The sequence below is a fragment of the Aliiglaciecola aliphaticivorans genome (genome assembly GCF_054782055.1).
Map to the genome: position 1 here is coordinate 298108 of NZ_BAAGTF010000003.1, position 26831 is coordinate 324938.

Genomic DNA, 26831 nt, shown 5'->3' on the forward strand with positions numbered 1-26831 from the left:
ATGATGTAATTGAAATCGTGACTAATAACTGTCTAAAAACTTAACGAGTTCATCAAATGCCATTGGCTTAGCGTACAAATACCCTTGTGCTTCATCACAACCCAATTTTAACATGTAACTGGCCTGTTCGCGCTTTTCAATTCCTTCAGCTATGGTATGTAATCCCAAACGGTTACCTAATGTTACAATGGTTTCGGCAATAAAAGCCGATTGGTTTGGTTTAATTTCATTAATAAATGATCTATCAATCTTCAATCTGTCTAAGGGTAACTGCTGTAAGTAGCTCATTGAAGAAAATCCCGTTCCAAAGTCATCGATGGCTATTTTCACCCCGAACTCTTTCAGCTCTTTCAGCGACTCGACAACAATCTGAGGTTCATCCATTACCACGCTTTCGGTTATTTCCAACTCTAACTGAGCTGGCACTAATGCATGCTTACTGACAGAGGTTTTTACCCCTTGAACAAAATCTGGATCTCTAAATTGCGGCATAGAAATATTTACCGCCATACGCAAGTCATCGTAGCCTTTGTCTGTTAACACTTTGAGGTGCCGACAAGACTCTTCCAATACCCAAGCACCAATTTCAATAATCAGTCCTGAATACTCCGCTAATGGAACAAAGACGGCTGGAGAAATAAAGCCTTCATTCTCAGTTGGCCAGCGTAATAATGCTTCCATGCCAACAACCTGTTCAGTCACCAAATCAACTTGTGGTTGATACCACACCTCTAGCTTTCGTGCAGAGAAATCGGTTCGAAGTTGCCGAATTAAACCTAACCGCCAAGTCGTCTTTTCTTCCATTTCCGGTTCGTAGTAACCGTAATTGGTATTTAAATCTTTTTTGGCGCGATTTAAAGCAATATTGGTTTGTTTTAATAAATTAATGCCCGTGCAATCGTCATCTATTAGCTTACAAAATCCCATTGTAATGTTAATGGGTAGAGTATGGTCACCGGCTTTGAAGGGAAATGCGAACAGTGAATTAACTCTTTCAGGATTAACCACTTCTTCAGAACCAATTAGCCCGAAAACGTCGGCCCCAATACGACCCATCCTGACTTTAGCCCCCAAACTATCTTGAACACGTCTAGATACTGCTTTGAGAAGATTATTCCCCGCATCTTGTCCTAAACCATCATTCACGTCTGAAAAGTGTTTAATATCCAGTAACGCCACAACATTGTAGCCGGTACTTGTCATCACCGCAGTCTCATCAAGCATATTAATGAATTCATTGCGATTGGGCAGTTTAGTTAACCAGTCTTTAAACGCCGCGGTGCGTAATTGATGGAACAAGTTTACATTTTCATAACCGATAGAAATACTGTGTAAAAAAACTTCCAATAGCTTCCGGTCTAGTGAATTTAAGGTTTCTTTGGCGTTAAGAAAAACAGCAGCGTCGTAACCAGAACTATTTAGATACAAAACAGAATAATTTTCTTCGTAAACATGTTCTTTTTTGGAAAGACATTGACTAACCGACTCGACAATCTTTTTATTATGCAGGTTATCTAAACTCTCATTTATATATTTAGCATATTCACCTGCCGCCCCTAAAACGTAAACACTGTTATCTTCTTTATCAAGAATTGCCCCTGCTCTGGCACAGACAACACCACTGGCATCAAGACCAATAAGTGAGCTAATTTGAGTGACTATACCTTCGCAAAAACCCTTAACCGAGTGCTCTTCTAATAAATTCGCTGAAGAATGAATAATCTTTTCTAAGCCCATACGGCTTTGATTTATGGTGAGGATTTGCTGATAAGAACGCAAAGAAGCAATGATGGTTGTAACTAGTTTACTGCGCGTAAGTTCGGTTTTCGTTTTGTAATCGTTAATGTCGTATTCTTTAATAACACTTTCTTCTGGCGCATAACCTGGTTGCCCAGTCCGCAAGATTATTCTAGGCTCCATTATCTTTAGTTCTTCACGCATTTTTCGCGCGACCACTAACCCAGCGTCATCAGTTTCCATTACAACATCTAGGAGTATTATAGCGAGTTTACTGCCTAATTTTTCTATAATAGTAAGTGCTTGCTCACCTGAATAGGCGTGATGGAAGAATAGCTTTTTATCATTGAGCTGTAAATCTGACAGCGCTAATCTCGTTACTGAATGAATTTCCTCATCGTCATCAACTACTAACACATTCCAGTGACCTAAATGCGTCTCCTGTTCTTGTGATTCGTCTTCATCCAAGAAAATCAATTCATCATTTTCATAATCCGTTGGAGACATTCATCCTTCCACCATACAAACACCATAATTGGTGAATTCTGTTGTTTACTACCTAAACATATCTCAATATGTAACAAAGAGGAATTATAATTGTAGCAAAAAACAGCAGACTCGCCTTTTTTATTTGATTTTCGTCAAAAAGTGCAAATTCGTCAATTTAAATAATTTTCGGTTATAATCATTTTTTCGTTATTCAGGTCAATTTACCCCTTATGAAAATAGATTCTAATGTGCCGCCTCCCCATTTAATGCAGAAAAAAGACGCTGCGGCAAAAACAAAGCAGCAAGCTGAGGTAGCAGCGACTCATAAGGCTAATGCAGAGCATACCAAGCAGGCGAAACTCAAAATGCTGCAATGGTTTAGTCGAGCCGGTATTGCCATTGGGCATAAAAGCGCAATAGAACAAGATTTACATAAAAAAGTGAATCGACATCAGTTTGTTAAAGCCCAACGAAAGTTAAAAAACTTGGAACGGATCTTCGCATTGGCAACGGATTTCAGCCAAGAACAGGCCGTTCAAGACGAACTAGATCCGGATTGGTTCTTCAGTTTTAGCGAAATGGCAGAAAATATTAACTCTCCCGCGATGCAAGAATTATGGGCGAAAATATTCACAGTAGAGATAAGTGTACCAGGTTCATTTTCCCTTAAAACCTTACAAACCTTAAAAAACTTAACCCATAGAGACGCGAAAATACTCAAGCTAGCAGTAGGTATGGCGACGAGAAGAAAAGGTGAGCATGGGTTAAAAATTATCTATGGTTACCATCGAAAACCCAGTATTTTATCTGTTTTCAGATTAACCAAAAATGAGCAAATTAATTTAGCGGAACACGGCTTAGCTTATCCAGATCTGTTATCGCTAATGGATCTCGGTCTAATTTATAATAGTGAGATTGAGACCAGTGAACTTGAAACTCAAAGTCGCTTGCAATACCGCTGTGGTGGCGAAACTTTTCATCTCGCCCCGAAGAAAAGAGGGTTGAGTTTGCAGTATTATAAATTTACCTCAATAGGCTCTGAATTAGCACGCTTAATAAATAGCACCGTAAATCAACACTATTTAGATAACTTGTTAATATTACTTGCAAGTGAATTCGAGTTAAATTGAACCTCATCACTTTAGTTTTTCAGTTACACCCCAATCTCATTATTTTAAGTAATGTTGCCCCCTTAACTAAAAATATCAGGAGCTAAAATGAGTGACTCTTATACCCCGCCCAAAGTATGGACCTGGAATAAAGACAGCGGTGGAAAATTTGCAAATATTAATAGACCTATTTCTGGAGCAACCCACGAAAAAGATCTTCCCGTTGGTAAGCACCCATTGCAACTATACTCATTGGCAACACCAAATGGCGTGAAAGTCACAGTGATGCTAGAAGAACTACTAGAAAATGGACATACAGGGGCTGAATACGACGCTTATTTAGTGGATATTTTAGAAGGCGATCAATTTAGTAGTGGGTTTGTTGCTGCAAACCCCAACTCCAAAATTCCTGCTTTGGTTGATCACAGTACGCCGAAACCCACCCGTGTGTTTGAATCGGGCTCTATACTCCTCTACTTAGCAGAAAAGTTTAATGCATTCATTCCACAAGATCCGGCACTGCGAACCGAATGTATTTCATGGTTATTCTGGCAAATGGCCAGTGCGCCATTATTAGGAGGAGGATTCGGTCATTTTTATGCTTACGCCCCTGAAAAATTGGAATATCCCATAGACCGCTACACCATGGAAATAAAACGCCAACTTGACGTGCTCGACAAGCTACTAGCGGATAATAAATACATGTGTGGAGACGAATACACCATTGCAGATATCGCAACTTGGCCATGGTATGGTGCATTAGTCAAAGGCTTAGCCTATGACGCCGCCGAATTCATTGAGGCACATACTTACAAGAATGTTATTCGATGGGCCGATGAAATTGCTGAACGCCCCGCAGTTCAGCGTGGCAGAATGGTCAATAAAACCTGGGGAGAACCGGAATCTCAGTTGCGTGAACGTCATGATGCCAGTGATTTCGAAACAAAAACCCAAGATAAAATAGGTTAGATATCATTTAACCATATACACTGAACCGGAGTTCAGTGTATATGGCATTGTGCTATTTTTCATACCTGAGAAACACCACAAAATGTTGGCCGAGTAATTAGATTCCGTCACCAAATTCGTGAAGGCCACATTCGCGTTTTAACCCAAAGAAACGAGTATCTTGCTCACTCATTCCGGCTTCTAAGGCTCTAGATGTATGCCAGTCACCAATAGACACAAAACCTTTCTCCCACAGAGGATGGTAAGGCAGATCGTGTGCTTTAAGATATTGATGAAGCGCTTTATTTGATTGATCAATGATAGGATAAACTTTAGTTTGTCCATTTAATCTTTGTAGTACATTCAAGTTTTCACGAGTATCCGACTGAGAGCGTCTTAAACCGGCAAACCAAGTTCCAACATTCAGCTCTTTCAAAGCTCGTTGCATTGGTAGAACCTTGTTCATCTTGTTGTACTTCTCGATGCCTTCAATTCCTTGTTCCCACAATAAACCATGACGCGCTTCTTGCCATGCTGCAGACTCAGGTGCTCGATACACTTTTAAATTGAGTTTAAGCCGTTCGGTTAGTTCATCAATGAAATTATAGGTTTCTGGAAAAAGATAGCCAGTATCAGTGAGCACAACAGGAATATCGGAATATTCTTGAGACAACAAATGCAGCATGACCGCTGATTGCGCACCAAAACTAGACGACACTATGTGTTCACCAGGTAGATGCTCGAGTGCCCAAACAACCCGCTGTTGCGGCGTTTGTTTTTCAAGATCTGCATTTAACTCTGCGAATTGCTCAGTGCTTAGATTGTTAACCCAATCTGCTGCACGGGCATTTTCGCCTGAATTTTGAAACACTGCGTTAGGCATAAAAATCCTTGGCTGAATTAACAACCGGAGCGATGACTTTAGCGCGAATTAAAAAGTCACCAAAACCTTCGTCTTGATTACCTTCTTTAGCCCAACGACCAATGAGTTCATCGAGGTGAGCTAAAATCTCTTGCTCGCTAATATTTTCTTTATACATTTTAGGAATACGTGTGCCCTGACGATCACCACCTAAGTGGAAATTGTATTTACCCGGACCTTTACCCACTAAACCAACCTCAGCAAGCATCGCTCGACCACAACCATTAGGACAGCCAGTGACACGAAATATAATACTGCGGTCAGCTACATTGTGTTTTGCAAGCAAACCCTCGATTTCGGTTACTGCATCAGGCAAATAACGTTCAGCTTCTGCCATTGCCAAAGGACAAGTTGGCAATGAAACACAGGCCATTGAATCGAGACGTTGATTACTGACTCCATCAGAAATCAATCCATGGGTTTTAGCCAAGGTTTCAATTTCTTCTTTCTGCTCTGCCGGAACGCCTGCAATTACCAAGTTTTGATTGGCAGTTAAACGAAAATCACCTTTATGCACTTTGGCTATCTCAGCACAACCTGTTTTTAAGGTTTTACCCGGATAGTCAAGAATACGACCGTTTTCAATAAATACGGTTAAATGATACTTACCATCAACGCCTTCAACCCATCCAAAACGGTCACCACGAGATGTAAACTCGTAAGGGCGGCTTTGCGCAAATTCAATACCGGCACGCTTTTCAACTTCGGCTTTAAAGTTCTCTACACCAACACGCTCAAGGGTATATTTGGTTTTCGCGTTTTTACGGTTAACACGATTTCCCCAATCCCGTTGAGTACCCACGACAGCGGCAGCCACATCCAACGTCTTATCCAAAGGAATATAACCGAAGTCGTCTGCTTTACGTGGGTAAGTCGAGTGATCACCATGGGTCATGGCTAAGCCACCGCCGACTAAGACGTTAAAACCAATTAGCTTGCCGTTTTCAGCAATAGCAACAAAATTGAGATCATTGGCATGCACATCAATATCGTTATGTGGTGGTATAACAACCGTCGTTTTGAACTTACGAGGTAAATAGTTGTTACCTAAAATCGGTTCATTTTCAGTGGTTTCGACCTTTTCACCATCTAACCAAATTTCTGCATATGCACGAGTTTTGGTGAGCAAATGTTCACTAATTTTTTTAGCCCACTCGTACGCTTCTTGATGTACGGCAGACTCAACCGGGTTTGAAGTACACAAAACATTACGGTTAACGTCACCGGCAGTCGCAATTGAATCGATGCCCACTTTATTAAGGGTTTGATGCATTAATTTAATTTGCGGCTTTAGAACACCGTGAAACTGGAAAGTTTGACGGGTAGTTAATCGAATACTGCCGTAAAGACTATGATCTGCTGCAAACTTATCAATGGCCAACCATTGATCGGGAGAAATAATTCCACCTGGTAAACGAGCACGCAACATCACATTTTGTAAGGGTTCTAATTTTTGTTTAGCCCGCTCAGCTCGGATATCACGATCATCTTGCTGGTACATACCGTGGAATCGAATCAACTGAAAATTGTCAGCGGTAAAACCACCGGTTAAATCATCTTTAAGATCTTGGGCAATTGTGCCACGTAAAAAGTTACTTTCGCCTTTTATACGTTCGTTTTCTGCCAACTTACCTTCAACAATAAATTTTTTATCGGAGCTCATTAGTACACATCCTTCTGATAACGCTTAGCACGGCGCATTTCGGTTAAATACGTTTCCGCATCTGCTTCACTTTTTCCACCGTGTTCTTGAACAACAGTCAAAAGTGCATCATGAACATCTTTAGCCATGTGGGTTGCATCACCACATACGTAAAAATGTGCGCCTTGCTCTAACCAGTCAAATAACTCAGCACCATTTTCTAGGATACGATGCTGTACATAAATTTTTTGTTCTTGGTCACGGGAAAATGCCAAGCTCACTTTGTCGACAACACCATCTTTAACAAAACGCTGCCATTCAGTTTGATATAGGAAGTCTTGGGTAAAACTTGGATTACCGAAGAACAACCAATTTTTGCCTTCGGCTTCTTCTTCTGCGCGCTGTTGCATGAAGGCTCTAAAAGGCGCAATACCAGTACCAGGCCCTACCATGATAACCGGTGTTTCTGGGCTTTCTGGTAAGCGGAAGTTGTTGTTATGCTCCACAAACACCTTCAATTCTTGGCCTTCTTCTAAGCGTTTACCTAAGAAGTTAGACGCTGAGCCATGGCGCACATTGCCGTTAACCTCGTATTCAACCATTGCCACAGTAAGGTGTACTTCGTCATCTACTTCAGCTTGACTAGAGGCAATTGAATATAACCTTGGGGTAATCGGTCTAAGGGCTCTAGCTAACTGTTCAGCAGTGATATTTGCAGGGAAATCAGCAACAATATCGACGATTTGCTTATCCGCTAAATACTCTCTGAGTTTTGCTTTGTCATCGAACAAAGCCTGCAGTTTTTCATTTGGCGCAGACTCTAAATAACTTTTTACGAAGGTTGGGTAGCTTAAGGTCAACTCAAATTTTTCAATGAGTGCCTGCTTAATGCTTAAGGCGTCTTTGCCAACCTCAACACTTTCATTTTCATCAACCCCAACCAGGTTTAATAACTCGCTCACTAAAGCTTCGTTATTGGTAAACCAAATACCTAAGGCATCCCCAGGTTGATATTGGATACCAGAATCTTCGAGAGAAATCTCGATGTGACGAATGTCTTTAATAGAATCTCGCCCAGTTATTTTCTGGCTTTCTAACAAAGTGGCTGTAAATGGGTTTTTCTTAGAATATTCTGACTTTGCAGTATTTACAGAAGTGCCGCTTACACTTCCAGCAACAGGTTCAACAGGCGCTTGACTGGCAGCAAACTCTTCTTTTAGCTGAATAGCAATCTGATCAAAAAATGCGTTAGTTACGGTTTCGTAATCCACGTCACAATCCAATCTTGGGGTAATGCGCTTGCCACCCAAAGCCTCAAGGCGAGCATCAAAATCTTTCGCCGTTTGGCAGAAGAATTCGTAGCTACTGTCACCTAATCCAACCACAGCAAAATTTAACTCCGGTAATTTCGGTGCCTTTTTGCTGGCCACAAACTCATGAAGTTCAACGGCATCATCAGGAGCATCACCTTCTCCGTGGGTACTGACCACAATAAGAAGATGGGTTTCATTTTTAAGCTGCTTAGCTTTGTAATCGGCCATGCTGTGCAGGTTAACTTTTAGACCAGCATGCTGAGCTTTCTCTTTAAACTCTTGAGCCACACCTTTTGCGTTACCCGTTTGCGAGCCGAAAAGAATGGTGAGTTGCTTTTCAACAACAGAGGCAGATGCAGCAGGAGCTACAACTTGTCCAGCTGATTGTTGATGGGCCAAACCAGCCAAATAACCACTCATCCAAGTAAGTTGATCATTGTTAAGCGGCGCTATGGCGCTATTAATTTGCTGCCACTGAGATTCGTTAATAACAGCTGTTGGCACTAGTGCCTGATTGTTTTTTGAAGACATAAAAACGCTAACCTTTTAATTGATGTGGGCAGATTAGCGTTTTTTATTATTGACAGGAAAGACCTAAATAGGATTTTTTATTACTTAATGGACTTAGAAACGAACTTTATTGACTTAAAAGTGAATTTCAATTCCAGCAAAGGCACCACTAAACTCTAGGTCTGAATAGATATCATCTAAATCTTCTAATTCTAGAGAAGTCGCTCTGTATCCTAGCTGTAGCGTCATATCAATGGCTAGATTGTCTACAAATTGATAGACCAAAGCGATTTCATAATCACTTAGAGAATGATCGTCGATGGCTAAATAACTTCCTTCGGCATACGCTCCCAAACCGGTAAAGGGTAAGCCAATGTAAAGTTTTGAGTACACCATTGGAACTACACCTGAAAACTCTTCTCTGGCGAAATTAGACGTATCCGCGGTTTCTCTTACGAAAATTTCCCCGTCAACGTATTTTCCGTTGATACCAAAGTCGAAACTGATTAAATCGTTATCGAATAATTCATAATACAAAATAAAATCGGTATTACTCATATCGACTTCGGTGGTTAACGGTGTATCCACACTAAAAATTTCGCCATTAAAAGTGAAAGTGCTGTTTAATGTAACGTCACCACTTGTGTCTAGTGTAGTCTGACGGACTTTAATGTTAGGAATTAACGGAATTGGATGCTCTAGCGCAACATAGAAGCTCGATTTAGTTTCGGTATCAAAATCAAATCTGGTTATATTGGCATCATTTGCAAAGCCACCTTCGGTATCCATGTTCCAGCCCTGCGCGCCCACATACAAACCTAATAATGTATCTGCTTGAACAGGAACAGCGACAACGGATGCCGCTAAAACTAATGATTTAATTCTGTGTTTCACTTTTTATCCTTGATTGAGTAGTTCATTTAATTCGATTAAAGCCGCATTGGCTCGGGAAATATAGTTGGCCATGACTAATGAGTGATTAGCTAACATACCCAACCCACTGCCATTCAAAATCATTGGGCTCCAAATAGTTTGTTGCGTCGACTCTAGTTCACGAATGATTTGACGCAAACTCACGGTGGCATTTTTCTTTTCAAGTACGTCAGCGAAGTCAACCTCTACCGCTTTTAAAAAATGAATCAACGCCCAAGCAGCTCCCCGCGCTTCATAAAAATTATCGTCGGTTTTCCACCAGCTAGTTTTTTCATAACGTTGTTTCGCTTCTGGAGTGGATTGTCTAGCTTGCGCATCTCCTGCCAAATCAGTATTGAGCACTTCTTGGCCCACACTAGCACTTAACTTTTGCGATAAATTACCTAAACGTTTTTCAACTTGCTTTAGCCAGTCTCTCAGATTATCCGCCCGAGAGAAGAATTGTGCGCTGCCTTGACCTTTTTCGGCTAGATCTGTTCGATAGGCGTACAAGTCTTTAAGTGCATCTTGATACATGGACTCTGCGGAAGGCAACATCCAACTTAGATGATTCATATTTAATGCAGGCTGAGCCTTTGTTAGTTCTGGATTCTCCATTGATTGTGATTGAGAACGACTAAAGTCTTTGCGCATAGCCAAGGCTAAGTCTCGGGACATTTCCAAGGCACCGAACTCCCATCGAGGCATGTTGTCCATAAATACACCAGGCGGCATAACGTCATTCGATAAATAACCACCAGGCTTATCCATTAGTGACTCCACTACACGGATCAGGGTATGGGTAGTGGTGTAACCAATCACCACACTTTCTGAATTTTCTTGGGCATAAGTTTGTGCTTCAGTTCGAACATTGAAAGCATCCGGCTCAAAACTCCAATAAACAGAGATTATCCAACCAATTAGTACAATTATTAGGAAAGTGGTGGTAAGCCATTTCGCATTTAAAAAACGTTGCATAATATGCTTCCTGTATTTTTAATTAGTGACACTTTACACCCATAAGACTATCTATTCTAATGATGTTTATGTGACTTTTCTTTACCTGGCATCACAGCTTTAGCTGTTACCTGAATAGTTTGTTGGTCTTCACTTAGCAAAGTGATTATGACCTCTTTATTTTCGACTAGCGGCTTTTTGAGACCAAATATCATGACGTGTAAACCACCTGGTTTAAAAGTGACCGTTTCCCCCGCAGGAATGCGAATTTGTTCTTGTTCCTGCATGCTCATCATTCCGTTTTCCATTACATGGGCGTGTAATTCCGCTTTTTCAGCAATATCGGTAGTGGCAGATATGAGAACCACATCTTTGTCTGAGGAATTATGGATTTTAAAATAGGCGGCGGTATTAGGTACTGTTGGCGGTAACAATCGGACGGTAGCATCTGTTACTTTGATATTTGCCGAACTTGCAAAGCTAAAGCACAATAATCCGATAAACATCAACCAAGGTTGTAATCTGATACATTTCATAAACGGCCTTTCCTGAATAATAAATTTCCCGTAATTATCAATTAATTCACGGGCTTTTACCAGAATAGTCAACGCTTTTTCGCAGCTGAAGCAATTATGCCTTTATTATAGTAGCGCCTAGAAAATGGTTTACGGTTATTTCATAAGATGATGAAAAACACCTAGCAATGAGAAATGTTAAAAGTGAGTAGCCGATACATTCTTGACACTCACAGCGCTAATACTGAGTTTGACGCTTATCTTTTAACAACCAAAAGATGAAGGCAATAACCAACAACATTGGCCAAAACACAGTTACGCCTGCAAATAACATCGCGATTAATACTACGAATAAAGCCAAAGCTAAAGCTCCAAACACACTAATTGCAACGATAACGCCAACGATTGCCATGACCGCACCTACCGCAGTTACACTGACTACCGATTCCATGGGACCCAGTATGTGTTGGTCAAAGTGAATGGAAAAATCAAACCATTCACTGGCAAGGATCCCACAGCTATAAGTAATCAAAATCGCGATCAGAACCGCAACAATAAAATTCTTCATGACCTAAATCCTTATAAATTACTAACTAACGAGTTGGGATTAATAGCACGGCCAACAAATACGCCACACCAACAACCATTGGCATAAAAATAAACGCGGCTATGGCTGCTATTCTGACCATCCAAGCTTCAACGTTAAAGTGACGAGCGATACCTGCACAAACACCACTAATTTTACCTCTTACAGTGTCACGATATAATTGGTTTGTATTTAAATAGTCTTTCATTTGGAGACTCCTATTAAGTTTTTAATCCTAGGCCTGGAAATTCAGGCCTAAAATCGAAATATGTTGGGTTGCTAGCATTTTTCTAGGCGACTTTTTTACGCAAAGCTGCTAACTCTTTTTCAATATTTTCATCTTGTTCAAGTTGCTCAATCTGTGCGCTCAATGAATTGCTTGGTGACACTAAATCATAAGCTTCAACTTGCGACTCCAAATCGTCGATACGACTTTCATAATGTTCAAACCGTGCAATGGCATCATCGATTTTTTCAACATTCTGAGTGGTTTTTGCTTTAAGACGCACAGATACCGATTGCTGTCTGATGTCTAGCGCTTTTTGACGACTTCTCGCTTCTTTCAATTTTTCTTGTAAACGCGAAGTATCTTCTTGTAATTTGGTGATTGCCTCTTCGACAACGTCCATTTCCTTAGTCAAAGACTTTAAAGACTCTTGGGCTTTATTCTTTTCAACTAACGCTGCTCTAGCGAGATCTTCACGTTCTTTTTTCATGGCAACCGTGGCTTTATTTTGCCAATCTTTAATTTGCTGCTGGAGTTTTTCTTGTTTGCGCGATAAATGCTTTTTGTCAGCTAAACTTCGTGCTGCAACAGAGCGAATTTCAACTAAGGTTTCTTCCATCTCTTGTACAATTAAACGAATAACCTTTTGTGGATCTTCCGCTTTGTCTAAGATGGCATTAAGATTTGCTTGTACGATGTCTGACATTCTTGTGAACATACCCATTTTTCGATCCTCCGAGATTATTATGAGTGTTGTATTTTGAATTACCTTTTATAATTCTAAATTCAGTTTTCTTTACCAGTACTTCACTTATTACAATCTACGTGCCAAACTTTCAAAACCCAACAAGCCATTGATTTAATTGAATTTAAATAAAATCCTTTAGAATTTCACAAAAACAGAACGGCAAGCTAAATTAAGATTTTAGTCAAATTAACCAAATAATTGGTCAAATTATTAAAGTGAGAAAAGAATGGAATTGAAGGTCAACTAAACCTGCTTTTACGAGTAGGGAAAAGGAAACAGCAAGGCGCTATCGGTCACCTTGATGTTCAGCTTTGGAAAAAAGGGTCACCAGGTTAATGTGGTCTGTATTTTAGATTTAGGATACGAAATTAAAGGCAAAGCTGTGATTAGGGATCCAAAGAGAGCAAACCTTAATCGTGTATAAGTACTAAATGAAAAGCAACTTTCGAGAGAGTCATTTACAGCTTCTTTAACACCTCTAATACGGATTCCATTTGATATTGTCGTAAATCAGATAAAAGATTTTCGGAAAAATGTTTAAAGGTAACCGATGCATCTTCGTAAAGTGACTTACCCGTTGCTGATAGCTGCACTAAACTGACTCTGGCATCTCTTGGATTCTTTTGTTTTTCAATTAAGTGAATCTTATCCATAGGGTTCAACATACGAGTGACACCGGAAGCGGTCATTCCCAATGCTTCCGCTAAGGCAATCCGACTCATGGTGTAGGAAGGTTGTTCAGCGAGAACATGTAACGCCATATATTCGCTAAAACTAATGCCATGTACACCTAAACTTCGGTCTAGCTTTTTATTCAGCTTTATTGAAGCCAGGTTTAAATTAACCAGTAATGACATAGATTCGGTAAGTTGTTGCATCTTGCACCTCGACTTTTAATTGACAAGTCAAGTATACATCAAACATAAATAAAGTAAAATGCTATGAATTTCATCTCAGACTGGAATAAGGTAAACATGATAGCTATTAGATGAGTAGTGGATACTAGATTGGTTGAAAAGTTTTTTATTGTAGATAGCGTTAGAGCAGAAATTTAGATCCCCATTGTAGAGAAGCTACCGAACAAAATGAGCCAAAAACAATGACGGTCTCTACTGCGAGTTACGACCGTCATGGTATTGGAGGTTGGAACCGTTAACCGGTACTGCATGGCTATTCTTCTTACACTCGACAAGACTAAATACGAGTGCGGCTGCAAGATAGGCCATAACCGGTGCTAACAATAGTGTAAGTAGATGTATGTGATTAAACATAGCGTCTCTCCTTACTATTCGGCTTTATCATTTTCTTGTTTTTTAGCTTCAACGTTACTGTTCAAATCTGTGATAGTGACATTAGTGACGTAATCTTGTGAACCTGACTCAAAACCAATTGAGTTGTTTACTGTCAAAATAGCCTCTTCAACACCGTATGATATTTCTTCTTTTGTTACTTCAACGGCTTGAGAAATAAGTGAACCAACAAGTTGTTCTACCGAGACTTCTGTGGCTTGAGCAGTTGACGCTACAAATAAACCAGAGATAAGTACTGTTGCTGTTGTGATTTTCTTAAACATAATAATTTCCTTAGTAGTTGTGTTTGTAACTGATTATTCAGTTACTAGTTAAGTCGCAATCATTATTGCGATAGTTGTGCCAACTACTAAGAAAATATATATCCAATTGATTTTAAAGTACTTTTTAAAAATAAAAAGAAATAGTTTAAACGTCGCCAAGGATTTTAATGGAGTAAAAAATAATTTTTTGGTGTTTTTGACCAAGTCAGTTGGCGATTTTAACCAACTTGATCAGGTGCATGAGTATTGCGAAATTGTTGCGCCTGGAATTGAGCTTCATTAAGGGTATCTAAGGCATCCGTTAATAGCTCTATACCTACGCCTTTCTGGGTACCATTTTGACTTAAGTAGCGACGCCAAATGCGCGCCCCGGGTTGCCCTTGAAATAACCCAAGCATGTGTCTAGCAATGTGCCAAATTCGGGTGTGAGGCAATTCCAATTGAGTTTGCGCATATTCAACCATAGCTTTCACAATATCATGGCGGCTCGGCACTTGATGAGTGTCTTGATAAAAGCGATTATCAACTTCAGCTAAGATGTAAGGGTTACTGTAAACCTCCCGGCCAATCATAACGCCATCTATATAATTCAGATGCAAAGCCACATCATCCAAAGTCTTTACACCACCATTAATACTAATGTGTAAATCAGGAAATTGTTCTTTCAGATGATAAACACGCTCATACATTAATGGCGGAATATCACGATTTTCCTTTGGACTGAGTCCCTTCAGCCAGGCCTTGCGGGCATGTACAATAAAAGTATCACAACCCGAATCAGCTACTTGGCTAATGAACCGAGTTAGATCCTCGTACTCGTCCATTTCATCAATACCGATGCGCGACTTAACCGTTACTGGAATATCGACTTCAGCCTGCATACTCTTTATACAAGCGGCAACGGTTTCTGGCTCAGCCATCAAACACGCACCAAACCGGCCATTTTGCACACGATCAGAAGGACAGCCAACATTAATGTTAACTTCATCATAACCACGCTCTTGAGCTAGCAACGCACAGCGCGCCATACCTGCAGGGTCAGAACCACCAAGCTGCAATGCAACAGGATGCTCGGCTTCATTGAAAGCTAAATAATCGCCTTTGCCAAAAATGATCGCCCCCGTTGTCACCATTTCGGTATATAACAACGAATGTTGTGATATCTGCCGTAAAAAATAACGACAATGCTTATCCGTCCAATCCAGCATTGGCGCGACGGAAATGGTGCGGTTGATGGGAGTCAGGTTATTATTCAACTTAAGCCTATGTTTTATATGGTTAATATCTAAATTCCCGCATAAATACCAATAGCGGTATTTATGCCTTTAATGCCTTATTTTCACTCTTTCGTGGGCCCAAAAGAGCCTTTTTGAAGTCCAAGTTTTTAAGCAGGAAAATAAGATGGCGCATTATAGCATTTCAAAAAGAGTTAGGAAAAATCAAACTGTATACTGTGCAAGGTTCAGGAGTAAAGAATCCGGAGTAGTCAGGTTTTCAACTTCTAAAATGCAACGGGTGCGTTTGATGACCTTTACTATTTTGGTTCGCAACGACAACGTAAACGGAAGGAAGCTTAGCTACTTTGTTGACATAAACTGATGTACGCACATAAGGCTAAATAAACTCAAAGGTTGAGGGTATCAAAACCTGTGTTTAAATCCCGCTTGAGTCGATTGAGGAATTGTGTGCATCAATGGCGCAAATAACAAAACTGAACACTTAAAATTAGCACGATAAATTTTGACAATTATTTAACATTTTCGATAACTGGTCGATTTAATGGGTTGAAGGGTTTGTACTAAGTCAGAGTATGAGCGTATTTTAACTCATAACAGGTTGGCAGAAAGTAATTGCTTCGTTTTTACTTTTTCTCCAGCCCTTTAAAAAACAGATAGGTGTTCACATGTATAAAGTTATTAATCCACTTTTTATGTGTTTATCAATCCAGTTTACAAACACTGTAATAAACAAGTTTAAATATTAACGAGTAAGAAATTGATGAAAGTCCTTTGGTTCAATATATTGCTGATGTCATGGGTAGCTAGTTTTAGCTTCTCATCAGTAGCGCTTGAACAATCGCAAGAGGCAATAGATCAAACTACTTCAATAGTCGAGCAGGCTGAAATATTTAACCTTGATCCTTTCGACTTAGACCTTGATGCGACAATCAATTCCGTTTCCGCATCCGCCCATTCTGTTAACTACTTAGGGGTTACCTTTCAGCGTAATGAAACCTATCTGGTTTCCAAAAACACTGACTTCATTCGTGGCCCTCCCTCTCTAACCATCTGATATAAAAAATAAATTTTCTAATAGTATAAATCAGAGGGTATTCCCATGAGTATAACTGACGTTTTAATTCGTTATCGTAGTGACTGTGCTTATATTCAGTCTAAAACTAAAAACAATCTGCTAAAAACAGTTAAGAAGGAGCGTAAAAATGAAAAAGTTAGCGCTCTATAACACCGAATCTGTAGACAGACTCGCATGGCCACCAGAGAACACCGGTATTACCATGCATTCAAATGCATTATCTATCTTCACGGATTTCAAAAAATTTACACCTTTGGTTATCGATGCATCAACTAAAGCGGTTGAACTCGAAGGTCTAATGAAAAGATCTCACGTTAGAATGGAGTTAGTACTCGACAGTGAGCAAAATTTCATTGGCATTGTCTCTTTGAGTGACATAAGCGAGCAAAGAATTCTTGCTAAAGTCACTAAAAATCAACCAAGAGAAGAGATAACAGTCACCGATTTTATGCGCTCCAAAAATAGCCTTAAAGCGTTTTCTTATGAAGACTTAAGGGCCGCTAGTGTTGGTGACGTTGTGGAAACACTAAGGGATAACCATCAACAACATTGTTTAGTCATTGATAAAAGCAACCATGAAATCCGTGGACTTATTTCTGCAAGTGATGTGGCAAGAATACTGAAATTGCCTGTGGATATTCAATTACAGCCTTCTTTTGTCGATTTATTTAATGTAGCTGCAGCATAACAATTTACACCCTATCTGTTGCCTAGATAGGGTGCTTCATTTCGCTTACCTTAGAGCCTAACCTAGGCTTGGATTGAGCAGAAATTTTTCACCGGTTTTTTTGGCCATATATTTACCGATAGTACTTGGCTGTAGAGCCTGCTCAAAAGACAGCTCATCAGTGAAGTCAATGGCAAAGGTTGTGTTAATTTCATTGGCAACACGTTGATGCAGTTGTTTTACTTTTTGTGGGCTTTGCTTGCCAAGGAACCGCATCAATAACCAGCCTCCAATCCCCCAGGTCATACCATAAGCTCGATTTAACACAGTTGGCGAGAAGTCTAAACCACCGTATATATACACTTGCTTATTGTCTGCTGAACCGTAAGTATTAAACCCTTTGGCATCTTTACTACCAACTTGCTCCATTGCGGTCAATATATCACTGACTAAATCCCCACCACCAATGGCATCGAAAGCCAACGTAGCACCGGTAGCCTCAATGGCTTTATATAGATCTTGTTTAAAACTTTCACTTGAAGAGTTGCAAATATATTTTGCTCCTAACTTTTCTAAGAGCTCTACCTGTTCTTGTTTTCTCACTATATTCACTAAAGGAACATCTTCAGCTAGGCATATCTTGTTCAGCATTATTCCTAAACTTGAAGCCGCTGCCGTATGGACCAAAGCCGAATGTCCTTCAGAGCGCATAGTTTCAACCATTCCAAGTGCGGTTAGCGGGTTAACAAAAGACGAGGCGGCTTGTTTAGCGGTTGTGTTTTCATTGTGGACAATACAGGCCTGCCAGGGCACAACACAATACTCAGAATAAGCAGCTCCACTTAATATCCCCACGGTTTTTCCCAACATTTCTTTGGCCGCTTCACTATCACCAGTGGCCACAACTTTTCCTGCGCCTTCATTACCAATAGGTAATACTTGATCTAGCCTTGATTTCACACGGCCAAGCATAGATGGCGAAACTGGCGCCGTAAATGCCATTTCTCGCTTGTTAAATGATCCTTTGTTTAGGTCTGCTGGACCAAACATTGGCCACATATCCGATGGATTAATAGGTGCGGCCTGAATTTGGACTAAGACTTCATGGGCCTTTAACGACGGGATTTCACGTTCTTTTAATGAAACGACTAATTGACCGTTAGAAGTAATTTCGGTGAATAATTGTTTGCTTACTGTCATTTATGAACTCCGATAATGGAAAGGAAAAATACGTCAATCCAAGCTAACATTAAGTTTAGTGATAATCGAATGCTAAAATATGTTTGTTATACATTAGTTACGGTAATGTTATAAAGCTGCTGGGCGATAAAATAAAAGTGTCTCGGCATGCTTAAGTGATTGCCGTAATTTGAGAGAGGTTGTTCAATTACCATTAATATTGCCTATATAATGACATTCAAAAGACTAATTTGGCAAATTAGCTAGCAACCTCCATATTTGACCTATGTTAACTACGTGGATGAATATTATGGATACGATAAATCGACCATGGATAGATAGCGCAAACAAAGTCGTCTCATTTGCGTTATTGATATTATTGCTTATTAGCCTCGCCATTGCCCCCATTTATGGAACTTAGCTTGAAGCTGTCATCGTGGGCATTCCAACTGCCGCAATCCCCCTCGTTATGATCAACAGAAACGGTCAAGCAGAAATCACGCAACATGTCGTTGCCATCAGTTTTATGTTGTTTTCAGCACTGCATATTCAACAAATGCAGGGGTTAACTGAAATTCATTTTGGCATTTTTGTATTAATGTCTTTTTTAGCTTTTTACCAGAACTGGCGAATTTTCGTTACCGCTGTCATAGTTGTCGCTGCGCACCACACCAGCTTTTTCTTTCTACAAAAAGCTGGAGCACCGTTATACATATTAGTTGACGGTAATTTACTGTTAACTTTGCTTTTGGTGCATTTCGCTTACGCTATTACTCAATCGGTGCTTTTAGCCTGGATGAGTAAAGAGAATGCTGTCACCAGCCGAGCTGCCCATGAAGTCGTAAAAGGCGTGGATAATATCTCTAAAGAGGATGGAAAATTTAATTTAACCTATCGTTCAAATTCGAATATTGATATTCAATCTGTAGCGGCCTTTAATCAATTAATAGACTCTTTTGAAACTATTGTGAAAGAAGTTGAAGTTTTGGGAAAAAATATCGACCGAAATGCATCTTCAACCAAAGCGGCATCTTCCGAACTACAAGACTTTAAGCCAATTGCAGATGCTGAAATATCTTCTATTGCTAGTGCTTCCGAACAGCTATCCAACTCTGCAAGAACCATCTCTGAACTGGCACTAGAAACCTATAATCGCGCTAGTGAAGCAAGACTGGATACCGAAAAAGCACAAATGGAAATGACGAACGCCAATAGCGAAGTAAGCAAGTTAGTAGATAACATTTCAAAAACCAGTAAAAGTATCGAAGATTTAGCTAATGAGTGCACTTGTATTTCTAGCGTATTAGAAACCATCCAATCCATTGCCGATCAAACCAATTTATTGGCCCTCAACGCAGCCATCGAAGCAGCCAGAGCGGGTGAACAAGGTCGCGGATTTGCGGTGGTTGCCGATGAAGTTCGACAACTTGCATCGAGGACCAAAGTCAGTACAGAAGAAGTGAATGAAATTATGGCGAGATTATTGTCATCGTCCAAACAATCAAGTGCATTTATGGAAGACTGCATGGCTTCAGGAAGTATCACCAGTAAACAAGCTGACTCAGCCCTAAACTTCATGCAAAACGTACAATCCAATATTGAACAGGTAGACAACGTAACAAACGGTTTGAAAGATGCGGTGGAAGAGCAAACGAAAGTTATCAATAACATCGCCTCATCCGTAGGGCAATTAAATTCAATTAGCGAACAAGAGTCAGACTTAGTACATTCGGTTTCTAAAGAAACCAATGAATTAGAGTTAATATCTCATAAGCTGATGCTAAGCCTCAATAAATTTCAATAATACTAAATATGTCTACTAAAGGAATTTTGGGAATGGTGATGTGGGCAGGACTTAGCCTGTTCACATTGGCTTATATTGCTCAAAATAAAGTAACCAATTTTGATCCTCAGCAATTGCTGTTAACAGCCTCAATGGCTCAAGACTTTGATGGTAAAGTAAAGTCGGTTTTTTCAGAAGTGGGTCAACCGCTGCACAAGACAGTTTTTCATATTGGCGAACAATCATGTGACTGCAATAACTTATCTAGCACTCACATTCGCAAACTCAATCGGACATTCGCTGAAAATGGCTATATCGTTAAAACGGTTAACCCTAAAGAGGCAACAAAAATCAGAAAACTCATCCCATCCTACCCTGCCATGGTGATTTTTGATGAATCTGGCAATTTAGGCTATTTAGGTCCTTATTCCACAGGTTATTTTTGTAGCCCTAAGACAAGTTTAATTGAGCCCATTGCAAACACAATTGTTGCTAACGAACATTTAGGTGCCACAGTCATAGCCGATGGTGAGGGCTGCTATTGTCAATCCTAAAAACCGTGCTAAGTTGAAAAATTGACAAAACCCTAAGCTGTTGTGCAATACATATTAATTAGCTTTAAAATAGAAGATGTTGACAGAAAAAATGGATAGCAACAGAGACGCCGCAATTTGGTTAAATAAACTAAAGGGGGTTATAAATGATAACCAAGCCCTGCCAGAATCAAAATACCTGCAATTGGCGACTATTAACCAAGAAAACCAACCAGAAGTGAGAACGGTTGTATTTCGCGGCTTTTTGGAAACAACGGGCTCTTTGTTTATCCACACTGATATTCGAAGCAAAAAAATTCAGCATATGGCAGTGAATAATCACGCCCAAATATGCTGGTACTTTAGCCAATCTAGAGAACAGTACCGCTTAACTGGTAACCTTCAGGCAATAACTGCCCAAAGTACACAACAATCGCTTCGTATACAGCAATGGCAGAAACTTTCAGAGGCTGCTAAGCAGTCATACTTTTGGGATACACCGGGGGAGATTTTAGCCCTTGATGACAAATTTCAGCCGCAAGCTAATCAAAACAAGCCCACACAGCAAATGAGTGATAACTTTTGTTTGTTGATATTTTCAGTGACAGAGGTAGATCATCTGCAACTGCAAACTACCCCCCATATACGTAAACGTTTTGTTTTCAACCGTCATGGCTGGCAAGCATGCAGAGTGAACCCGTAAAATGACCATCAAGCTCAATCTAATTGTTTTGCAGCGCAATACGTCCAGTTTTAATAGCTTGGCGCTTAACCCCAAGTTGAGGTGCAAGTAAAAATATATCCCCATTTTTGCCGGTTAAGGCTCTTAAAACCTGTGATTGCTTGGCTAAATACGCATTTCGTTGCATGTGCATCTCCTCTCCATGAGTAGGCACCGCCACTTGCGGACGTACCCAGTTATACATCAACTTCAACTCTTCTTCACAAGGGTGTCCGGATGCATGAATAGGGAGTTCGCTACTTTCTGATAAAACAGTGTGTATTTTGCGTGCTTTAAAAGCATTGATAAGAGTTTCAACCGCTTTTTCATTACCCGGAATAATAATCGAGCTGAAAATGACTAAATCGCCTTCATCCAGAGATAAGTCCCGATAATTATCCTGGGCAAGTCTAGACATTGCTGCACGTGGCTCGCCTTGACTCCCCGTCGCGACTGCGAGCACTTCCCTTGGCGGTAAATAGCCGCTGTGGTAGGCATCAATGATGGTTAAATCGTCGGGCCAATGGCCTGTTGCTTTCGCCGCTCCAACTGTATTTTGCAATGAGCGTCCAAGTAACGCCAGATATCGCCCAGTGTGTTTAGCGATTTTAGCCAAGGTGATTAATCGTGCAATATTGCTGCTAAAACACCCAACCACAACCCGTCCACTTGCCCCTTCCACCAATTGTTTCAATCCATGGTAACAAGCCCCTTCAGACAAGGAGAATCCGCTTTTGGTGGCATTAGTTGAATCGCAAATCATGGCTAAAATATTTTGTTTTCTTAGCTGTTTAAATGGCTGTTCATTAAAACCTTTACCAGTAACGGGATGAGTATCAATCTTCCAATCAGCGGTATGAAAAATATTTCCAGCCGCAGTGCGAATTATTAACCCATGGGGTTCGGGTATAGAATGGGTAATGGGCATCCACTGCACATTGAACACGCCAATATCAACAACTTGATTGGAGACCACTTCTATAATGGGCATATTCTGATTGGCGGTATTGCGTAGTTTTCTGCGCAAAATCTCGGCGGTATAGGGCGTTGTGTAAACTGGACACTTGAAGCGTTGCCAAAGATGCGGCAAAGCGCCAATATGATCTTCATGTGCATGGGTGATAACAATGCCCACCAAATTCTCTTTTTGGCGAGTAATAAAAGCAGGGTCTGCACATACAACATCATGTTTTGGCCCTACCGCAACCCCATGCTTTAAGGTTAATGGCTCATCGAAAGTGATACCACAATCGACCATTAGCCATTGGCTGTCATGACCAAATAGATTCATGTTCATACCAATTTCCCCCGTGCCCCCTAACGGCAAGAACCACAAATCGTTGTGTCCAGGAATATAAGCTTGAATAAATACCGTCCTTTTATAGATTCAATGACATAATCTTATTATGCACGAGCTACACAAAAAGTTTTGTTTAAACACAAATAATTATGTGTTTTTTGACATAGCTGTATTGTTAGATTTTTTGCATTAAATCTGTCACAGTAACTGTATATTATTTATACCGATTCAAAACCATAACAAAAAGACAGGCTTGAAAGCCTAAGATAGTGGCTTGAGAAAAAACCTAGCCACAAAATAACCATTTTCAGGCGAGTTGCACATAACGAGAGCGAATTGGGGAAGTTTATGATGGTATTGCGATTGAACAAATCAGGTATGCCGCAAGCGTGGATAACACCAGAAGAAGCGGCTAAGTACTATGCACAAGAGCGTGTACTATTTGAATTGGGTGAGAATAAGAAGGTTATGCTTGGTGGCTGGAACAACCAAGGGGTGCAAAGTCGTCTGCAACTTTCATCCATCATTGGTTGTGAAGGAAAAGTGACTAATTTAGATGGTAAAATATCCTTGTGTAATCGCTATCTATTCCGCCGCGATAACTTCCTATGTATGTATTGTGGACAAAAGTTTAAATCTTCACAACTCACTCGAGACCACATAATACCCCGCTCTCGTGGTGGTAAAGACATTTGGACAAACGCAGCTACCGCGTGTATTCGATGTAACTGTCACAAAGCAGCGAGAACTCCCGACGAAGCTCAAATGTCATTAATAGCAGTGCCTTTTGCGCCCAATTTGTATGAGCGATTTTATCTCATGAATCGACGCATTTTAGCGGATCAAATGGCATTTTTGGGTAACCACTTTTCGCGAAATAGAAGTTGGTTAGATCAAATATTGTAATCCGCTTTGGACTTGCAATAATTGTTTATAACAATGTCGAGAATTTAGTTTACAATAACCCTTATTAATTCTGAGAAATAGGGTCTATTCAAGCGTGTCTATCCGCAATATTACTGGTCATTTTGTTGGTACCATATCTGTCGTTTTTTATTTCATTAATACTGTTTTTTGGGTCATACCTATTGTACTTCTTTCCATTTTGAAGCTGCTCCCCATCGCTACTTGGCAAAAGTGGATTAGTTACCCTTTAGATGGTTGCGCAACGGCTTGGATAAGCATTAATAATTTAAATCAGAAAATCACTTCGAATACCCAATGGGATGTAGAAGGCATAGAAACACTCACTTTGAATGACTGGTATTTAGTTACCTCGAATCATCAATCTTGGGTGGATATACTTGTTTTACAAAGAATTTTTAACCGTAAAATACCTTTCCTTAAATTTTTCCTTAAAAAAGAGTTAATCTGGGTTCCGTTTTTAGGTATTGCATGGTGGGCATTGGACTTCCCATTTATGAGTCGTTATTCAAAATCTTTCCTGGCGAAAAATCCGCATCTGAAAGGAAAAGATATGCAAAGCACTCGTAAAGCTTGTGAAAAATTCAGCACTAAGCCCGTTAGTATTATGAATTTTGTAGAAGGTACCCGTTTAACAGAAGAAAAGTTGAAACGAATCAATGGCCCCTATAAACACCTACTGAAGCCTAAGGCTGGTGGCATGGCATTTGTGCTCAGTGCTATGGGTAACCAATTGCACAAGCTATTAGACGTAACCATTTATTATCCAGAAGGTATTCCCAGTTTTTGGGACTTTGCCAGTGGCAGAGTCAAAAATATACAAGTGAAAGTTCGCATTCTTTCCATTGAAGATATTCTCAATAGTGATGCCTTTGCTATGGATTATTTCGACAACCCTGAGCAACGAGTTCGATTCCAGCGTTGGCTGAATCAGTTGTGGTCTGAGAAAGATGAAACCCTTGCCACTATGTCGTCGAGAAAATAGTCCATTATGTTGAGTTTTATCCCCGCTTTTATCATGTTCCCAATTCACTTTACGCTGCAAATGCTAAACTTGGGTTTTTGGGCTGTATTAATTATCTCTTTAGGATTGGTGAAGCTTCTTCTACCCTTCAAGTGGATAAGCGCTCTGCTTAGCCCCATTATGCATTTTATGATGTTTGCATTTGGTGTAATTAGCATCAAGCTAATAAAGCTTACCAATAATGTTGCCTGGAACTGTTCCGTGGAAGGAGAGCTAAATAAAAACAGTTGGTATTTAATGATGCCAAATCATTTAAGCTACTTGGATATCATTTTATTAATTGAATTTGCAGCCACGCGCATCCCTGCCCCTAAATTCTTTTTGAAAAAAGAACTCATCTGGTTACCCTTCGTGGGTTTGGGTGCCTGGGCTCTTGGCATGCCTTTTATGCAAAGGTATAGCAGAGAGTTCGTCGAGAAAAACCCTCACCTCAAAGGAAAAGACATAGAAACGACGCGAAAGTACTGTAAAAAGTTTCAAACAACACCTACCACTGTGATTAACTTTGTCGAAGGCTCTCGATTTACACCTGAAAAGCAGCTCGCCAAGGCAAGCCAATATCAGCATCTGCTGCCGCCAAAGGCCGGAGGGGTTGCCTTTACTTTAGCAAGTATGGGGGAACAATTTACCAATATTTTAAATGTCACGATTTTGTACCCCGAAAATACTAAGCATCCAATGATGGATATGCTTTGTGGCAACCTGAAACAGGTATTTATTCATATTGATGTATTACCGGTGACAGATGATGTGATTGGCGACTACTTTAACGATGTTGAATTTAAAGGACGCTTTCAAACTTGGCTGAACCAATTATGGAACAGTAAAGATAAGTTTATATCACAGCTAGGTAGTTCAAAATAATGCTCAAACAAGAGAAAGTAAAAGATTGGTTACTAACGAATTTAAATAGTATTGATGCGGGTATTACCGAGCATAGCTGGTTATATCAAGGTTCCGCTATATTGTTGTCGATAGGGTTAGCCACTATTGCATTTATGTTAACCCGCTTGCTAATGCGAGGACGTATCTCTCAAATTGTTTCGTTGAGCCGAAATAATTGGGATGACGAACTCCATAAACATGGTTTTTTTAGGCGAATTTGTCATATAGTTCCGGCCTTGGTTATGTTCTTACTAACCCCGGTATTGTTAGACGACTCCAATATTTTCTACACCTTTATTCAAAAATCTATGCTGATTTATATCGCTATCTCAGTAGTGTGGTCAAGTAGTGCATTATTTAACACCGTTGAAGATATTTATAACGCCTCTGAATTAGCCAAACGAGCCCCTATCACCGGTTTTATCCAGGTTGCTAAACTGGTCGTTGTTATCGTCGCCGCCTTGCTTATTATTTCCAACCTACTCGATAAATCCCCTCTTTTGTTACTTTCTGGCTTAGGTGCTGTTACAGCAGTTTTACTCTTGTTATTTAGAGACACGATTTTAGGGTTTGTCGCGGGTATCCAAATCGCAGCCAATCGCATGGTGAATAATGGCGATTGGATAGAACTGCAAAAATACGGTGCCGATGGCGAAGTATTGGAAGTGGGTTTAACCACAGTTAAAGTACAGAATTGGGATAAAACTATCTCAACAATTCCCACTTATACCCTGATAAGCGACTCGGTCAAAAACTGGCGTGGCATGTCTGAATCAGGAGGCAGACGCATAAAACGAGCGATTCAGATCGATATTAATAGCATAGAATTTTGTGATGCCGATACCCTTGCTGAATATAAAAAAATCAGATACATCAGTGATTATATTGAATCAAAAATTCAATTACTTAGGGATTATCACAATCAACAACATATAGACGAACAAGATTTATTAAACAGTCGTCGTTTAACCAATATAGGGACATATCGTGCTTACGTTAACGCATATTTACAACACCATATGCAACTTAACAAAGAAATGACTATGATGGTACGCCAACTCCCGCCAACGGAAACAGGTTTGCCGTTAGAAATATATTGCTTCTGTGCGGATAAAAACTGGGTAAATTATGAAGGGGTTCAAGCAGATATCTTTGACCATTGTTTAGCTATGCTGCCTGTATTCAACCTTAGAGCGTATCAACGAGTAAGTGATAGAGCTTAAATTTTAACGCCAACATTGAGACCATGAGCGCTAACTAATTGGGTCATGTTTAAAACGTCCAATTAGTCAGCGTTGAAGTCAAAGGCAAAGAC

At 40.1% G+C, this 26831-nt stretch carries 27 protein-coding genes; 11 read left to right on the plus strand and 16 right to left on the minus strand.

Annotated features, from left to right (window positions below; all coding sequences use genetic code 11):
* Positions 1-21 precede the first annotated feature (21 nt).
* Entirely contained in the window at positions 22-2244 is a 2223-nt protein-coding gene (locus ACYVIL_RS02375; protein WP_303471071.1) for a bifunctional diguanylate cyclase/phosphodiesterase, read from the minus strand.
* A 212-nt stretch (positions 2245-2456) separates the two neighbouring features.
* Between ACYVIL_RS02375 and ACYVIL_RS02380 the strand changes: the two genes are divergently transcribed.
* Complete coding sequence (locus tag ACYVIL_RS02380) at positions 2457-3356, plus strand: TIGR03899 family protein (RefSeq protein ID WP_460311426.1); 900 nt, start codon at positions 2457-2459, stop codon at positions 3354-3356.
* Positions 3357-3443: 87 nt separating this feature from the next.
* A complete protein-coding gene (yghU, locus tag ACYVIL_RS02385) occupies positions 3444-4304 on the plus strand; it encodes a glutathione-dependent disulfide-bond oxidoreductase (protein ID WP_303471074.1) in 861 nt (286 codons plus the stop codon).
* A gap of 97 nt (positions 4305-4401) precedes the next feature.
* Here yghU and ACYVIL_RS02390 read toward each other — a convergent pair whose 3' ends face one another.
* From ACYVIL_RS02390 to dusA, 13 genes are all read right to left on the minus strand, one after another.
* Positions 4402-5166, minus strand: a complete 765-nt coding sequence (locus ACYVIL_RS02390) for a phosphoadenylyl-sulfate reductase (RefSeq protein WP_303471075.1) — start codon at positions 5164-5166, stop codon at positions 4402-4404.
* Complete coding sequence (gene cysI / locus ACYVIL_RS02395; RefSeq protein ID WP_460311427.1) at positions 5159-6868, minus strand: assimilatory sulfite reductase (NADPH) hemoprotein subunit; 1710 nt, start codon at positions 6866-6868, stop codon at positions 5159-5161. The genes ACYVIL_RS02390 and cysI overlap by 8 nt, the downstream gene beginning before the upstream one ends.
* The gene (locus ACYVIL_RS02400; RefSeq protein WP_460311428.1) at positions 6868-8691 is read right to left on the minus strand and encodes an assimilatory sulfite reductase (NADPH) flavoprotein subunit; all 1824 of its coding nucleotides are present in this window, start codon (positions 8689-8691) and stop codon (positions 6868-6870) included. Before ACYVIL_RS02400 ends, cysI begins: the two co-directional genes overlap by 1 nt.
* Positions 8692-8805: 114 nt before the next feature.
* Positions 8806-9564: a TIGR04219 family outer membrane beta-barrel protein gene (locus tag ACYVIL_RS02405; protein ID WP_303471081.1), complete on the minus strand. Its 759-nt coding sequence runs from the start codon at positions 9562-9564 to the stop codon at positions 8806-8808.
* 3 nt (positions 9565-9567) lie between these two features.
* Positions 9568-10560: a DUF2333 family protein gene (locus ACYVIL_RS02410; RefSeq protein ID WP_303471083.1), complete on the minus strand. Its 993-nt coding sequence runs from the start codon at positions 10558-10560 to the stop codon at positions 9568-9570.
* Between the two features lie 56 nt (positions 10561-10616).
* Positions 10617-11075 (minus strand): copper chaperone PCu(A)C, encoded by a 459-nt coding sequence (locus ACYVIL_RS02415; protein ID WP_460311429.1) that lies wholly within the window; start codon positions 11073-11075, stop codon positions 10617-10619.
* 217 nt (positions 11076-11292) lie between these two features.
* Positions 11293-11622 (minus strand): hypothetical protein, encoded by a 330-nt coding sequence (locus ACYVIL_RS02420; protein WP_303471087.1) that lies wholly within the window; start codon positions 11620-11622, stop codon positions 11293-11295.
* 25 nt (positions 11623-11647) lie between these two features.
* The gene (locus ACYVIL_RS02425; RefSeq protein ID WP_348491422.1) at positions 11648-11848 is read right to left on the minus strand and encodes a PspC domain-containing protein; all 201 of its coding nucleotides are present in this window, start codon (positions 11846-11848) and stop codon (positions 11648-11650) included.
* Between the two features lie 82 nt (positions 11849-11930).
* Positions 11931-12590: a phage shock protein PspA gene (gene pspA / locus ACYVIL_RS02430; protein ID WP_460311430.1), complete on the minus strand. Its 660-nt coding sequence runs from the start codon at positions 12588-12590 to the stop codon at positions 11931-11933.
* 482 nt (positions 12591-13072) lie between these two features.
* Positions 13073-13492, minus strand: a complete 420-nt coding sequence (locus tag ACYVIL_RS02435; protein WP_460311431.1) for a MarR family winged helix-turn-helix transcriptional regulator — start codon at positions 13490-13492, stop codon at positions 13073-13075.
* A 231-nt stretch (positions 13493-13723) separates the two neighbouring features.
* Positions 13724-13885, minus strand: coding sequence for a hypothetical protein (locus tag ACYVIL_RS02440; protein ID WP_303471098.1), 162 nt, complete (start codon positions 13883-13885; stop codon positions 13724-13726).
* Between the two features lie 14 nt (positions 13886-13899).
* A complete protein-coding gene (locus ACYVIL_RS02445) occupies positions 13900-14187 on the minus strand; it encodes a hypothetical protein (RefSeq protein WP_303471100.1) in 288 nt (95 codons plus the stop codon).
* Between the two features lie 218 nt (positions 14188-14405).
* Positions 14406-15395 (minus strand): tRNA dihydrouridine(20/20a) synthase DusA, encoded by a 990-nt coding sequence (dusA, locus tag ACYVIL_RS02450; RefSeq protein WP_460311456.1) that lies wholly within the window; start codon positions 15393-15395, stop codon positions 14406-14408.
* 790 nt (positions 15396-16185) lie between these two features.
* Here dusA and ACYVIL_RS02455 point away from each other — a divergent pair.
* Complete coding sequence (locus ACYVIL_RS02455; protein WP_460311432.1) at positions 16186-16479, plus strand: hypothetical protein; 294 nt, start codon at positions 16186-16188, stop codon at positions 16477-16479.
* Positions 16480-16627: 148 nt separating this feature from the next.
* Complete coding sequence (locus tag ACYVIL_RS02460) at positions 16628-17188, plus strand: CBS domain-containing protein (protein ID WP_303471106.1); 561 nt, start codon at positions 16628-16630, stop codon at positions 17186-17188.
* 57 nt (positions 17189-17245) lie between these two features.
* Here ACYVIL_RS02460 and ACYVIL_RS02465 read toward each other — a convergent pair whose 3' ends face one another.
* Complete coding sequence (locus ACYVIL_RS02465) at positions 17246-18367, minus strand: zinc-binding dehydrogenase (RefSeq protein WP_460311433.1); 1122 nt, start codon at positions 18365-18367, stop codon at positions 17246-17248.
* 415 nt (positions 18368-18782) lie between these two features.
* Here ACYVIL_RS02465 and ACYVIL_RS02470 point away from each other — a divergent pair, with 415 nt between their 5' ends.
* From ACYVIL_RS02470 to ACYVIL_RS02480, 3 genes are all read left to right on the plus strand, one after another.
* The gene (locus ACYVIL_RS02470; RefSeq protein ID WP_460311434.1) at positions 18783-20150 is read left to right on the plus strand and encodes a methyl-accepting chemotaxis protein; all 1368 of its coding nucleotides are present in this window, start codon (positions 18783-18785) and stop codon (positions 20148-20150) included.
* Between the two features lie 32 nt (positions 20151-20182).
* Positions 20183-20683 (plus strand): DUF6436 domain-containing protein, encoded by a 501-nt coding sequence (locus ACYVIL_RS02475; protein ID WP_303471114.1) that lies wholly within the window; start codon positions 20183-20185, stop codon positions 20681-20683.
* Between the two features lie 91 nt (positions 20684-20774).
* Complete coding sequence (locus ACYVIL_RS02480; RefSeq protein ID WP_460311435.1) at positions 20775-21365, plus strand: pyridoxamine 5'-phosphate oxidase family protein; 591 nt, start codon at positions 20775-20777, stop codon at positions 21363-21365.
* 19 nt (positions 21366-21384) lie between these two features.
* On the opposite strand, the gene ACYVIL_RS02485 is transcribed toward ACYVIL_RS02480, so the two are convergent.
* Positions 21385-22680 (minus strand): ribonuclease J, encoded by a 1296-nt coding sequence (locus tag ACYVIL_RS02485; protein WP_460311436.1) that lies wholly within the window; start codon positions 22678-22680, stop codon positions 21385-21387.
* 351 nt (positions 22681-23031) lie between these two features.
* Here ACYVIL_RS02485 and ACYVIL_RS02490 point away from each other — a divergent pair, with 351 nt between their 5' ends.
* The 4 genes from ACYVIL_RS02490 (at position 23032) to ACYVIL_RS02505 (ending at position 26739) form a co-directional block, all read left to right on the plus strand.
* Positions 23032-23589: an HNH endonuclease gene (locus ACYVIL_RS02490; protein ID WP_460311437.1), complete on the plus strand. Its 558-nt coding sequence runs from the start codon at positions 23032-23034 to the stop codon at positions 23587-23589.
* 94 nt (positions 23590-23683) lie between these two features.
* The gene (locus ACYVIL_RS02495) at positions 23684-24592 is read left to right on the plus strand and encodes an acyltransferase (protein ID WP_460311438.1); all 909 of its coding nucleotides are present in this window, start codon (positions 23684-23686) and stop codon (positions 24590-24592) included.
* A gap of 6 nt (positions 24593-24598) precedes the next feature.
* The gene (locus tag ACYVIL_RS02500) at positions 24599-25495 is read left to right on the plus strand and encodes an acyltransferase (RefSeq protein ID WP_460311439.1); all 897 of its coding nucleotides are present in this window, start codon (positions 24599-24601) and stop codon (positions 25493-25495) included.
* Positions 25495-26739: a mechanosensitive ion channel family protein gene (locus ACYVIL_RS02505; protein ID WP_303471123.1), complete on the plus strand. Its 1245-nt coding sequence runs from the start codon at positions 25495-25497 to the stop codon at positions 26737-26739. The genes ACYVIL_RS02500 and ACYVIL_RS02505 overlap by 1 nt, the downstream gene beginning before the upstream one ends.
* The last annotated feature ends 92 nt before the right edge of the window (positions 26740-26831 follow it).